The organism is Novosphingobium sp. BW1, from assembly GCF_008107685.1.
Classification (GTDB): domain Bacteria; phylum Pseudomonadota; class Alphaproteobacteria; order Sphingomonadales; family Sphingomonadaceae; genus Novosphingobium.
This window is the reverse complement of sequence record NZ_VIRF01000063.1, coordinates 81,766-93,733: the sequence shown is the minus strand read 5'-3', so window position 1 is coordinate 93,733 and position 11,968 is coordinate 81,766. Positions and strand designations below refer to the sequence as shown.

Here is an 11,968-nt window from a genome sequence, read left to right as displayed (position 1 = left end):
TGACCCGGACCGATCCCGTTGCGCGTCGACAAGCTGCTCTGGTTCCTGCGCCTCGCCAAGACACGGGCGGTGGCGCAGGGCCTCGCACACGACGGGCACATGCGGCTCAACGGCCGGCGCATCGAACGCGCCCATCAGAAAGTCGCTCCGGGCGACATCCTGACCGTGCCAATAGGCAGAAACGTGCGCGTGATAGAAATTCTTGCCCTCCCCGAGCGCCGTGGACCCGCTCCCGAAGCCCAGGCGTGTTACAGAGTGCTTGACGTCAACCCGACTCATCCCGTAGCGGCTCCACTTTCAGCCGTAAGTCTCTCAAAAAGGATTTCGCCGTCATGACCTACGTCGTCACCGACGCCTGCATTGCCTGCAAGTATACGGATTGCGTCGAGGTTTGCCCGGTCGACTGCTTCTACGAGGGCGAGAACATGCTCGTCATCAATCCTTCCGAGTGCATCGACTGCGGCGTGTGCGAACCGGAATGCCCGGCTGAAGCGATCATCCCCGACACCGAGAGCGGTGTGGAACAGTGGATCGAGCTCAACGCCAAGTACTCGGCCGAGTGGCCCAACCTCACCACCAAGAAGGACGCGCCCGACAACGCGGACGAGATGAAGGACGTCCAGAACAAGCTGGAGACGCACTTCTCGCCCGAACCTGGCGAAGGCGACTGATCGCGCCCAGTGCCTGGGGGGCCCGCTGGACTGGAATTACCAGGCTGAACGAGCCCTAAGGCAAATAGCGCTAAAATAAATAGTCGGGCACAGGCGACCGGAAACGCAGGCAAATTTGCCTGTATGCGTCTCGAATCGAGACTGAACGGGAGGCTAGCGCAGGAATCCTGCGGCTGCCACTGGATATTTTGTCACATCGGTGCTATATAATACGGCAACTGCCCGAGTCTTCCACTCGTCCGGCAGAGATTTTTCATGACGAGGCAGGGTTCGAAAGCAAGCGGTAAGAGCGTGATCTGACCGGTCGGCGAAAGGCATTCGTGCCACAGGTCGCAGCCTACCGGGACACCGACTCTCACCGCCTGTTTGCTCGCATCCACCCTGCAGGTGAAAGGACGATACATGGCAACCAAGGCCGATGCCTTCGATGTTGGAGATTACGTCGTTTATCCCAAGCACGGCGTAGGCCGTGTGATCGAGTTGCAGAAGCAGGAAATTGCCGGGATGCAGCTCGAACTCTATGTGCTGCGTTTCGAAAAGGAGCGCATGACGCTCCGCGTTCCGGTGAACAAGGTGGAATCGATCGGCATGCGCAAGCTGTCGTCTGACAAGACCCTGCGCGAAGCTCTCGACACGCTCAAGGGCAAGCCCAAGGTAAAGCGCACCATGTGGTCGCGCCGCGCCCAGGAGTACGAAGCCAAGATCAATTCGGGCGATCTCGTCTCGATCGCGGAAGTTACGCGCGACCTGTTCCGCGCCGACGACCAGCCCGAACAGAGCTACTCCGAACGTCAAATCTTCGAGGCCGCTTCCTCGCGCCTCGCGCGCGAACTGGCAGCGATGGAAAAGACCGACGAACCGGCCGCGCTCAAGAAGATCCTCGCGATCCTCAACGAGCATGCTCCCAAGTACTACGACACGGCCGAGACCGCCTAGGCGCGTTTCGCCGTCTCCGACCGGATGAAGGGCCGCTTCGCCGCAAGGCGAAGCGGCCCTTTCCCTTTGCCACTTGCGAAGAGCCTGAGGGCATGAGACCTCTTGGTGCAATGTCTCGCACCCTGCTCCCCTGCTGGTCCTGGCCCTGCTTCCTGTCCTGGGCGGCTGCATCGCCAAGACCGCGGTCGACGTGGCGACGCTGCCCGTACGCGCGGCGAGCCAAGGGGTGGACTGGGCCACGACAAGCCAGTCCGAGGCCGACGAGAAGCGCGGGCGCGCGATGCGCGAGCACGAGGAAAAGCTGCGCGACCTCCAGCGCCGCTACGAAAAGCACCTGCGCAAGTGCGACGAGGGAAGCCAGAGCGCCTGCCTCGATGCGCGCGACGATTACGCGCAGATGCAGATACTCCAGGCCCCCCAGAACCGGCCATATTGACGCTGCGGCACGCGGGTGGAATACCCCTCCCATGGTGACGAGATGAGCTGGTACGAGAGGCGCGAATCCTGGTCCGCGCAGAGCGAGGACGCGCGCGAGGACGGCGATATCGACTATGCACGCGTCGTCCATTCCGCCTCGTTCCGACGGCTCCAGGGCAAGACCCAGATCCTCAACCTGGGCGACAGCGACTTCTACCGCACCCGCCTCACCCACTCGCTCGAAGTGGCGCAGATTGCGGGCGGCCTTGCCCGCCAGATGGCCAAGAGCTTCCCCGATCATCCGGCGACCGCGCACCTGCCCGACCGCAGCCTCATCCACGCCATTGGCTGCACCCACGACTTCGGCCATCCTCCCTTCGGCCACGGCGGCGAGGTCGCGCTCAACTACTGTATGCGCCGCCACGGCGGCTTCGAGGGCAACGGCCAGACCCTGCGCATCCTCGCCCGGCTCGAAAGCTTCTCGGCGAACGCCGGCGCCAATCTCAGCCGCCGCACGATGCTGGGTGTGCTCAAGTACCCGACGGCGTTTTCGCAGGCCGCCAATCCCTACCTCGAGCCGCGGCTGCTGGATGGGCCGAGCACGCTGCGTGTTCTCGATTCCCGCCACTGCAAGCCGCCCAAAGCCTATCTCGACTGTGAAGAGGACGTAGTGGACTGGGTTCTGGCCCCCCTCCCCCACCATGAGCGCGAGGCCTTCACGACGATCAAGCCGCGGCCCGACAAACACGCGAAGACCCTGCACAGGAGCCTCGACTGCTCCATCATGGATCTGGCCGACGACATCGCCTACGGCGTCCATGATCTGGAAGACGCCATCGCACTCGGGCTCGTCGCACGCGACCGTTTCGCAAAGGCCATGGAAACCGCCAGCGCGCCCTTTCTTGATGCCCTCAAGGAAAAGTACCCTGGCGAAAGCGAGAACGACGTCTTCGCGCGCTTGCTCGAAGGCCTTTTCGGCGAGGACGAAGGCACCCGCAAGCGCTACATCAGCCGCCTCGTTCACCACTTCCTGACGGGCGCGACCTACCATGAGGAGAGCGCGTTCGCTGAACCGCTGCTGCGCTGGCGGGTCCATCTCGAAGGGCCGCGCCGGGCCTTTCTCGATGCCCTCCAGGCTTTCATAGTGAAGGAGGTGATCGCCAGCCCCGAAGTCCAGCACCTGGAGTTCAAAGGGCAGGCCATGGTCGTCGCCGTGTTTGAAGCTCTCGCCGCAGATCCGGCCCGCCTGCTCCCAAAGGCCGCTCTCGTTCGCTACGAAGCCTCCTCAGGGGATATCCGGATCATCTGCGACCACGTGGCCGCCATGACCGACACCCACCTCCTGAAGACCTACGAGCGGCTTTTCAGCCCACGCATGGGATCGGTGTTCGATCGGCTTTGACGGGGCTTGGGAAGAGGTAAGAAAAACATTCCGAGGGTCATCGCCCTCGGAGTCCCAGAATCGGAGAGCGGATTTGGGGCAGGATGGAGAAGCTCCACACCCGTACGAGCATGTGCAAGAACAGCGGGCAAAGCCCTTCGATCATCCAGATGAACACATTGCTCTCCTTGCAGAATCTGCGTGGCAGGCATGCGTGCGCTCGACAGTTTGGGGAGCCCGAGTGCGATGGCTCTCGGAAAAATCTTTTCAACGAGCTACGCTGCGGCGCGGCGCAACCGGTCGTTGATCGCCGCACCGATCCCGATTTCAGGCACGGGCGCAACGGCGATGCGCAGGCGGCTGTCGGCCGCTCCCTGATGCAGGAGCGCGTAGAGACGGCTCGCCGCCTCATTGAGATCGCCTGTGGGCGAAAGCGAGGCATCACCAGCAACACGACCGAAGCCAATATGGAATTCGTCAGCCTCGGCCGCGTCGACATCGAGACGCACAGGCTTTCCAGGCGCGTAGTGGCTGGCGAGCTGACCGGGAGCCTCGATCGCCTGTGAGGTAACCGGATCGGCCGCACAGCCCAGCACCTGAGCCAGCGTGCCGGCGGCGATGGGACCGGGACGCAGGATCTGCCAGCGATTCCCTTCGCGAAGGCCCACGATGGTCGATTCCAGACCTGCCTCACAGGGACCGCCGTCGATCACGGCATCGACGCGTCCGCCGAGCGAGGCGACAACGTGTGCCGCGCTGGTGGGGCTCACCCCGCCGCTGGCGTTGGCTGAAGGAGCTGCAAGCGGCAGGCCGGTTTCGGCAATGACCGCGCGCATGACCGGGTGCGCCGGACAGCGCAGCGCCACCGTCGGCAGGCCCGCAGTCACAGCGGCCGCCACGGGAGCGCCCTCACGTAGGGGGAGCACAAGGGTAAGCGGCCCCGGCCAGAACCCCTCGGCAAGAGCTCTTGCCCGCGTATCGAGGAACGCGATGGCCTCCGCAGCGGCGAGGTCCGCGACATGGACGATGAGCGGGTTGAAGCTGGGCCGCCCTTTCGCCGCATAGATGGCCGCGACGGATTCATCACGGTCAGCTCTGGCGGCCAGGCCATAGACCGTCTCGGTGGGCACCGCGACCAGACCGCCCTTGCGCAGAATCTCACCGGCCACGGCAAGATCGGGCGAGGATGAAGTCAGGAGGTGGGGATGACTGGCGGGATTCATACCCTGCCGCTATAGCGCAGCGCAGCGAAAGCCAAGGAAAAGCGCAAGGAAGCCATGACCACACCGCTGCCCGAAACGGACACGCCCGCCCTTCTCTCCCGCATTGCCGAGGCGCTGGAGCGCATCGCGCCAGCGCCCGTACCCACGACCGACTGGCTGGCCTTCCCCGCTTATGTCTGGAACGGCACCTCGGCGCGCGGCGTGGCACAGCTGGAGGCTCCCGCGCTCGACATGTTGCGCGGGATCGATGACCAGAAGGCGAGCATTGTCACCAACGTGCTGCGTCTGGCGGCAGGTCACGCCGCGCACGACATGCTGCTGTGGGGCTCACGCGGGATGGGCAAGTCCGCCCTCTTGCGCGCCGCGATCCGCAAGGGCCAGGCCAAGCACGACAATGCCATCGCGCTCGTCCAGGTCGGTCAGGATGCACTTGCCGGCGTGACCGACCTCTTTGCGACGCTGGGGAAGATCGAGCGCCGCTTCCTCGTCTTCGTCGACGATCTGGGTTTTGAGGAGAACGATGGCGCAGGTCCGCGTTTGCTGCGCTCCTGGCTTGAAGGCGGGGTCGAGGCACGCCCGGCCAACGTACGCCTTGCCGTCACCTCCAACCGCCGCGCCATTGTCTCGCGCTCGATGCAGGAGCAGGACGACCCCATTAATCCGCGCGACGTGGTCGATGATCGCCTCGCGCTGGCCGACCGCTTCGGTCTCTCCATCGGCTTCCACGCCTGCGACCAGGATGCCTATCTCGCCATCATCGGCGGCTACGCACAGGAATTCTCCCTGGAGTGGGACCAGGGCGATGCGCTGGAGTGGTCGCGCCGCCGTGGCGCGCGTTCAGGCCGTGTGGCCTGGCAGTACGTCAACGAACTGGCAGGACGCGCGGGCAAGATCATCTGAGGCCCTGCCCGCCGCGCCTGAAGCTCATTCCTTCTCGCGGTTGAGGATCCGGTCGGTTCCACGGAAACCGGCCTGGAGACGCTTCTGCGCGGCTTCGGGCGAGTTGGGATCGACGAGGCCCGGCTTGGGCTCCAGATGGTCGGTGACAATGGGCACGATCTCGGGCGAGGCGTCCGCAGCCGGTGCCACCACGCGCCAGACGATGCCGGCCGTATCGTCAGTTATGAGAAGCGCACCACTCCCATCGAAAGCCACCCAGGTCGGACGGCCGTGGGTGGTGCTGCCATCCTCTTCCAGAAAGCCGGTCAGCACGCGCTGGGGCTTCACATCCTTGGGGTTGCCGTTGGCATCAAAGGGAATGAATACGACGTCATAGCCCACCGCCGGACGGCGATTCCACGAACCATGGCGAGCGATGAAGGCGCCGTTCTGGAACGCCTTGCCTAGCTTCGTACCGCCTTTGTCGAAGACCATGCCGAGCGTGCCGGTGTGTGCGCCCATCGCGTACTCGGGCTTGCGCGTGTACTCAATCATGTAGGTCTGCATGTCGTACTGGACGCGCTCATCGAAGATGTTCTTCCAGTAGACCCAGGGCCACCCATACTGCGCGCCGACCGGCACGTTGGTGAAGTAGTCGGGCACAAGATCGGGCCCGAGCATGTCACGCTCCTGCACCGTCGCCCACATCTCGCCGGTCGCGGGATTCCGGTCGAGGCCGTTGGGGTTGCGCATGCCCGCCGCAAACTGGCGACGACGACCGGTCTCGGTGTCGATTTCCCAGATTGCCGCGCGTCCGGCCTCTTCCTCCATCCCGTTGTCGGCGATGTTGGTGGCCGAACCAACTGCGACGTAGAGCGCCTTGCCGTCCTCGCTCAGGAGCAGGTTGCGCATCCAGTGATTGCCACCCGGCCACAGGTCCATGAGCTTCTTCGGGGAGCCCTCGATCTTCGTGTCGCCCGGGGTGAAGGCGAATTCGAGAATCGAGTCGTGGTTGGCGACGTAGAGCTTGCCATCGCGGTAGGCCATGCCCGAGGGCGAAACGAGGTCGGCCTTGCGCGCGTCAAAGATCTGGTCGGCTTTGCCATCACCGTTCGAATCGCGCAGCAGCTTGATGGTGTCAGCCGACGGGGCGCCCGCGCCCACCTTGCCCATCGCCCAGCCCATGACCATTCCGGTCAGACCGCCACTCTCGCTGGCCTTGGGCGCGCCGGTCTCGGCCACCAGCACATCGCCGTTGGGAAGCGTGAGCATCGTGCGCGGATGCTGGAGTCCTTGCGCAAACCGCGTGACGACAAGGCCCTTGGCCGGCGTCGGCGCCTCATCCTCGGCCCACCCCACCGGATCGACCAGCTTCATGCTGGGTACCGTCTGCGGGTCAGGATCGACCAGAGTCGGGTCCTTGCCCGCCGTGGCATCGCTCGGCAGGTCGGAGCTGTTGGAATATTGCGTCCAGGCAAAGTAGGCGGCAAGCGCCAAGACGAGAACGATAAGGGCCGCGAGGGCCTTGAGCAGGATCGAGCGCATGGGCATCGAGATAGATGCCCCCGGTCTATGCGGCAACCTTGAGTTGCGCTACCTGAGGGCCATGTACGATTTTGCCCCCCTTTCCGACGCCCCCAAGCCCGAACTCTACGAGGAACTCGCCCGCGCCGCCCAGGCCCTGGTCGAAGGCGAGCGCGACGCCGTTGCCAACATGGCAAACCTGGCCGCGCTGATCTGGCAGTTCGTACCTGATCTCAACTGGTCGGGATTCTACCGCATGGTCGAGGATGAGCTCGTGCTCGGCCCCTTCATCGGCAAGCCCGCCTGCATCCGCATTCCGCTCAGCTCGGGCGTGTGCGGCGCGGCTGCGCGAACCGGCGAGACCCAACTCGTGCCTGACGTTCACGCCTTCCCCGGCCACATCGCCTGCGACGCCGACAGCTGCTCCGAGCTTGTTGTGCCCGTCGTGGTCAATGGCAAGGTAATCGCGGTCATTGACCTCGACAGCCCCCTCCCGGACCGCTTCGACGAAGAGGATGCCAAAGGTTTCGCACGCCTTGCCGAGATCGCGGCCAAGGCCATCGCCTGACGCCATTGCCTGCGCCGTTTCGGGACAGACGCAGGCGCGCGATGGCCCTCGGAATCACGTTTCTCAGATCGCTCCGCCGGTCAGGCGCTGGCACACGAGATCAAGCTGATCGAGTGTCGCATACTTGATCGTCACGGTCCCCGAACGCGGGTCCTCGTCGGACTGAATCTTGACCGGAAGGCCCAGGAATTCCTCAAGGTGATCCTGCACGGCGACGATATCCGCATCCTGCGCTGGATCGCGCGCCGGACGAGCCGCACGGCGCGGAACCGGAGCCGCCTCACCCCGCATCTTCTTGCGCACGAGCTTTTCGACATCGCGCACGGACATCTGCGCGGAGACCGCCTGCCCGGCAATGTCCTCGGCATCCTCGCACCCGATCAACGCGCGCGCATGGCCCATTGACAGATCGCCCTTCTCGACGAGCTTGACAACATCATCAGGCAGCGAAAGCAGGCGCTGGAAGTTGGCCACATGGCTGCGGCTCTTGTCGACCAGGCGCGCGATTTCGGCCTGGGTCATCCCCTCGGATTCGGACAGGCGCTGGTAAGCGCGGGCCTCTTCGATGGGGTTGAGATCCTCACGTTGAAGATTCTCGATGAGCGCCAGCGCCATCACCTCGCGATCGGAAAGATCACGGATCAGCGCCGGTATCTCGTGCAGTTGGGCTTTCTGCGCGGCACGCCAACGACGCTCGCCCGCCACCAGCTGGAACGCCCCTGTGTCGGTGGGGCGCACGATGATGGGCTGGATCACGCCGCGCTGCGCGATCGAGGCTGCGAGCTCGTCGAGCGCTTCCTCGTCGAAGTGACGGCGCGGCTGCAGCGGGTCGGGCTTGATCTCGGCAATCGTCAGCGAGCGAAGGCCAAATCCCCGTACCGTATCCGCGGTGGCCCCACCGGATGTCGAAGATGAGGCTTCCCCTGCCCCAGACGTCGCCACCGGCTCCTCCCGGCGACTCTCGCCCAGAAGAGCTCCAAGCCCACGGCCGAGGCCGCGCGACTTCTGGCGTGTCATTGCCGGAGTATTCCGGGGGGCGGTGTCGTCGCTCATGCTGCCTTCCTCGCTTCGGGGAGCCGCGTAATCAGTTCACGGGCCAGTGCCATGTAGGCCCGACTGCCCGCACAGGAGTGGTCATAGATCAACGCCGGAACCCCATGACTCGGCGCCTCGGACAGGCGCACGTTGCGTGGGATGTTTGTATCGAAGATCAGAGGGCCAAGGCATGATCGCACGTCGTCCGATACTTGGTCCGTGAGGCGGTTCCGGCGATCGAACATGGTCAGGACGATACCGATAATACCCAGATCGGGGTTGAAGCGTTGCTGAACACGCTCGACGGTCGTGAGCAACTGGCTGAGGCCTTCGAGAGCAAAGAACTCGCACTGCAGCGGCACAAGCAGCTTGTCAGCTGCGGTCAGCGCGTTGAGCGTCAGAAGGCCAAGCGAAGGTGGACAATCGATCAGGCAGACATCGTATCCGGAATCATCTCGCAACGCGGCACGGAGACGGTGCGCGCGGTCATCGGCGTTGACCAGTTCCACTTCTGCCCCCGAGAGGTCCACTGTCGCGGCCAGGAGGTCGAGACCGGGAATCGAACTGGGCACTACACACTCGGCAAGCGGGCGCTTGTCGACAAGGACGTCGTAGGACGAAAATTCGCGATCGGCAGGATAGACGCCGATGCCCGTGGACGCATTTCCCTGAGGATCGAGATCAACCAACAGGGTCTTCCACCCGGTCGCTGCAAGGGCGGTCGCAACGTTGATGGCCGTGGTTGTCTTCCCGACGCCCCCCTTCTGGTTGGCGATAGCAATACGGATCACGTGGTCTTTCCCTTCCTGCCGGACAACGTTCCGACAATAATGCCTGCCTGCGGGTCCGTCAGGGACTGTTCCACGTGGAACACGTGCCGCCATTTGCGAAGGTCGTCCAATTCTTGCTGTGCCGAACGCCCCTTGGGCAACACCCACAAGGTGTCACTTGTGGAAAATCGAGCTGATAACTCCAAAAGCTTCTGCAAGGGCGCAAAGGCTCGGGCCGAAATCACAGCTGCGTCACGCGAATCGACCTGTTCGAGACGTTGTCCGGCCACGCGCGCCTTATCCAGCCCCATCGCCTCGCGCGCCCGTTCCAGCCACTCGATTCGCCGGGCGCGCGATTCCACCATGACCACTTCACAGTCCGGCCGCAGCGCTGCAATGGCGAGCCCCGGGAAGCCCGCCCCGGTGCCGAGATCAAACCAGGGCCCTCGTGTTTCACGTGGAACATGGGTCAGCAGCTGAGCCGAGTCGACAATATGCCGCAGCCACACCTGCTCCAGGCTCGCGGCTGAGACCAGGTTCTGGCGCTGGTTTTCCTCGGCCAGCATGGACACGAGGCACTCAAGCCGCTCCGCCGCCTGCGCATCGAATTCGGGCAGCGCTTCAAGCCAGGCACGCGCCTCGACTTCTGTGGTAATCATGCGGCCGATACCTCCCGACGCGCGCGAACAAGAACAGCGGCAAGCGCCGCCGGGGTAATGCCCGGGATACGGCCCGCAGCCGCCAGTGTCGCCGGACGCGCCTTGGTCAGACGCTCGACCATTTCCCGGGAAAGACCGGGAATCTGATTGTAGGGAAAATCATCGCCAAGTGGCAGCGCCTCACTCGCCCGCAGATCCTTAAGCTCTCGTTCCTGACGTTCGAGATAGGGCGCGTAGGCCGCGTCCTCGGCAACTTCCTCGGCCAGGGCGGTATCCGCAAGCGGCAATCCCCCCCCTTCCCTTTCAAGCCAAGGCGAGAGTCGTTCCAGGTCGATTCCGTCAAAACGCAACCATTCGCGCAAGCGCAGACGCCCTAGGTCCATGCGCACCGACATTCCTGCCTGCGCAAGCTCACTGGCCGAGACAGACTGATTGAGGCCCTTTTCCAGATCGGCGCGGGCCTCTTCACGCTGTGCAAACCAGGCAGCCCGCTCCCCGCCGACGGCCCCAACGCCAAGTGCCAACGGGGTGAGGCGTGTGCTGGCGTTGTTCGCACGCAGACGCAACCGGTACTCCGCACGCGCCGTCAGCATACGATAGGGCTCGCTAACCCCATGCAGGGTGAGATCATCAATCATCACCGCCATGTAGCTGTTGGCCCGGTCGAGCGGTGCCGGCGCACGCTCAAGGATAGCCGAGGCGGCATGCATGCCGGCCATGAGTCCCTGGGCCGCAGCCTCTTCGTAGCCCGTCGTCCCATTGATCTGACCGGCACAATAAAGCCCAGGTATTTCGCGCAACTCCAGGCTTGGGCGTAACGCTCGCGGATCGATGTGATCGTATTCAACCGCGTATCCCGGCACGACCATCTCGACCGTCTCAAGCCCTTGCATGCTGCGCATCATGGCCAATTGGACGTCCGTCGGCAGCGAGGTGCTGACACCGTTAGGATAGACCAGGTGGGTTGAGAGCCCTTCTGGTTCGAGAAATACCTGGTGCCCGTCGCGATCGGCGAACCGGTGGATCTTGTCTTCGATGGATGGGCAATAGCGCGGCCCCTGGGCACCGATGGCTCCCGAAAACAAGGGCGAACGATCCAGGTTGGCGCGGATGATATCATGAGTCTGCGGGTTGGTACGCGTGATGGCGCAGAAGACCTGCGGAACCGTCCGCTGCCCCAGCGCGGACATCGTCCACGCATCGGCATCGGAGGCCTGTTCCTCCAGACGCCCCCAGTCGATGGTACGGCCATCGAGACGCGGGGGGGTGCCTGTCTTGAGGCGGGCCATTGGCAGGCTGGCGCTACGCATCTGCTGCGCCAGCTTCTGGGCCGAGGCTTCACCGATACGACCACCAACCAGTCGGTCCTCGCCCCGGAACAGAGTCCCGCCAAGAAACGTCCCCGTACACAAGATCGTGGCGGGAGCGCTCAGCTGGGTCCCGTCGGCAAGGCGAATCCCGGTCACCCTTCCCTGCGCAAGGACCAGTTCTGCGGCCTCGCCCGCAACCAGACTGAGGTCGCCCTGTTCCTTGAGAAGGCGATGGATCGCAGCCTTGAACAGATGTCGATCGGCCTGGATACGCGGCCCTTGCACCGCACTGCCCTTCGAACGATTGAGCATGCGGTAGTGAATCGCAGCCGCATCGGCAGCGCGGCCAATCAAACCATCGAAGGCATCAACCTCGCGCACGAGATGGCCTTTGCCCAGACCACCAATGGCCGGGTTACAACTCATCGCGCCGACCGCGTTGAGATCGAAACTGACGAGCGCCACGCGCGCGCCCATGCGCGCTGCTACGGCTGCGGCCTCACAACCGGCATGGCCGCCACCGATCACGATGACATCAAAGGAATGCATGAGAACGCGCTTACTCCACCGCCTCCGCCCCGTCAAAGCTCCCATT

The 11,968-nt window shown here is 64.0% G+C and carries 13 protein-coding genes; 7 read left to right on the top strand and 6 right to left on the bottom strand.

Features of this window, described 5'->3' with window-relative positions; all coding sequences use genetic code 11:
* The first annotated feature begins 18 nt into the window (after positions 1-18).
* The 5 genes from FMM79_RS08090 to FMM79_RS08070 all read left to right on the top strand — a co-directional run bounded on the left by FMM79_RS08090 (position 19) and on the right by FMM79_RS08070 (position 3,426).
* Positions 19-336, top strand: coding sequence for an RNA-binding S4 domain-containing protein (locus FMM79_RS08090; protein ID WP_148626996.1), 318 nt, complete (start codon positions 19-21; stop codon positions 334-336).
* On the top strand, positions 333-671 hold the full coding sequence (gene fdxA, locus FMM79_RS08085; protein ID WP_039389942.1) for a ferredoxin FdxA: 339 nt from the start codon (positions 333-335) through the stop codon (positions 669-671). Before FMM79_RS08090 ends, fdxA begins: the two co-directional genes overlap by 4 nt.
* A gap of 402 nt (positions 672-1,073) precedes the next feature.
* A complete protein-coding gene (locus tag FMM79_RS08080) occupies positions 1,074-1,607 on the top strand; it encodes a CarD family transcriptional regulator (RefSeq protein ID WP_039389939.1) in 534 nt (177 codons plus the stop codon).
* 190 nt (positions 1,608-1,797) lie between these two features.
* Complete coding sequence (locus FMM79_RS08075) at positions 1,798-2,043, top strand: hypothetical protein (protein WP_371710883.1); 246 nt, start codon at positions 1,798-1,800, stop codon at positions 2,041-2,043.
* A gap of 42 nt (positions 2,044-2,085) precedes the next feature.
* Positions 2,086-3,426 (top strand): anti-phage deoxyguanosine triphosphatase, encoded by a 1,341-nt coding sequence (locus FMM79_RS08070; protein ID WP_148627131.1) that lies wholly within the window; start codon positions 2,086-2,088, stop codon positions 3,424-3,426.
* Between the two features lie 254 nt (positions 3,427-3,680).
* On the opposite strand, the gene FMM79_RS08065 is transcribed toward FMM79_RS08070, so the two are convergent.
* On the bottom strand, positions 3,681-4,628 hold the full coding sequence (locus FMM79_RS08065) for an L-threonylcarbamoyladenylate synthase (RefSeq protein WP_148626994.1): 948 nt from the start codon (positions 4,626-4,628) through the stop codon (positions 3,681-3,683).
* 54 nt (positions 4,629-4,682) lie between these two features.
* Here FMM79_RS08065 and FMM79_RS08060 point away from each other — a divergent pair, with 54 nt between their 5' ends.
* Complete coding sequence (locus FMM79_RS08060) at positions 4,683-5,528, top strand: DUF815 domain-containing protein (protein ID WP_205466557.1); 846 nt, start codon at positions 4,683-4,685, stop codon at positions 5,526-5,528.
* A gap of 24 nt (positions 5,529-5,552) precedes the next feature.
* On the opposite strand, the gene FMM79_RS08055 is transcribed toward FMM79_RS08060, so the two are convergent.
* On the bottom strand, positions 5,553-7,058 hold the full coding sequence (locus FMM79_RS08055; RefSeq protein WP_240339053.1) for a sorbosone dehydrogenase family protein: 1,506 nt from the start codon (positions 7,056-7,058) through the stop codon (positions 5,553-5,555).
* A 55-nt stretch (positions 7,059-7,113) separates the two neighbouring features.
* Between FMM79_RS08055 and FMM79_RS08050 the strand changes: the two genes are divergently transcribed.
* Entirely contained in the window at positions 7,114-7,599 is a 486-nt protein-coding gene (locus tag FMM79_RS08050) for a GAF domain-containing protein (RefSeq protein ID WP_148627129.1), read from the top strand.
* Positions 7,600-7,662: 63 nt separating this feature from the next.
* Here FMM79_RS08050 and FMM79_RS08045 read toward each other — a convergent pair whose 3' ends face one another.
* Genes FMM79_RS08045 through mnmG form a run of 4 tightly spaced genes read right to left on the bottom strand, consistent with a single transcriptional unit; the run spans position 7,663 to position 11,922 of the window.
* Positions 7,663-8,652, bottom strand: a complete 990-nt coding sequence (locus tag FMM79_RS08045; RefSeq protein ID WP_148626992.1) for a ParB/RepB/Spo0J family partition protein — start codon at positions 8,650-8,652, stop codon at positions 7,663-7,665.
* On the bottom strand, positions 8,649-9,425 hold the full coding sequence (locus tag FMM79_RS08040) for a ParA family protein (protein ID WP_039389922.1): 777 nt from the start codon (positions 9,423-9,425) through the stop codon (positions 8,649-8,651). The genes FMM79_RS08045 and FMM79_RS08040 overlap by 4 nt, the downstream gene beginning before the upstream one ends.
* Positions 9,422-10,063 carry a 16S rRNA (guanine(527)-N(7))-methyltransferase RsmG gene (rsmG, locus tag FMM79_RS08035; protein WP_148626991.1) on the bottom strand — a complete coding sequence of 214 codons (642 nt, stop codon included), beginning with the start codon at positions 10,061-10,063 and terminating at the stop codon, positions 9,422-9,424. Before rsmG ends, FMM79_RS08040 begins: the two co-directional genes overlap by 4 nt.
* Positions 10,060-11,922, bottom strand: coding sequence for a tRNA uridine-5-carboxymethylaminomethyl(34) synthesis enzyme MnmG (gene mnmG, locus FMM79_RS08030; protein WP_148626990.1), 1,863 nt, complete (start codon positions 11,920-11,922; stop codon positions 10,060-10,062). The genes rsmG and mnmG overlap by 4 nt, the downstream gene beginning before the upstream one ends.
* Positions 11,923-11,968: the final 46 nt, after the last annotated feature.

Bases quoted from the DNA above. Each gene is read 5' to 3' on its own strand.
- FMM79_RS08080 (WP_039389939.1), top strand. From the start codon at position 1,074: ATGGCAACCAAGGCCGATGCCTTCGATGTTGGAGATTACGTCGTTTAT.
- FMM79_RS08060 (WP_205466557.1), top strand. From the start codon at position 4,683: ATGACCACACCGCTGCCCGAAACGGACACGCCCGCCCTTCTCTCCCGC.
- mnmG (WP_148626990.1), bottom strand. From the start codon at position 11,922: ATGCATTCCTTTGATGTCATCGTGATCGGTGGCGGCCATGCCGGTTGT.
- FMM79_RS08070 (WP_148627131.1), top strand. From the start codon at position 2,086: ATGAGCTGGTACGAGAGGCGCGAATCCTGGTCCGCGCAGAGCGAGGAC.
- rsmG (WP_148626991.1), bottom strand. From the start codon at position 10,063: ATGATTACCACAGAAGTCGAGGCGCGTGCCTGGCTTGAAGCGCTGCCC.
- FMM79_RS08050 (WP_148627129.1), top strand. From the start codon at position 7,114: ATGTACGATTTTGCCCCCCTTTCCGACGCCCCCAAGCCCGAACTCTAC.
- FMM79_RS08065 (WP_148626994.1), bottom strand. From the start codon at position 4,628: ATGAATCCCGCCAGTCATCCCCACCTCCTGACTTCATCCTCGCCCGAT.
- fdxA (WP_039389942.1), top strand. From the start codon at position 333: ATGACCTACGTCGTCACCGACGCCTGCATTGCCTGCAAGTATACGGAT.
- FMM79_RS08055 (WP_240339053.1), bottom strand. From the start codon at position 7,058: ATGCCCATGCGCTCGATCCTGCTCAAGGCCCTCGCGGCCCTTATCGTT.
- FMM79_RS08045 (WP_148626992.1), bottom strand. From the start codon at position 8,652: ATGAGCGACGACACCGCCCCCCGGAATACTCCGGCAATGACACGCCAG.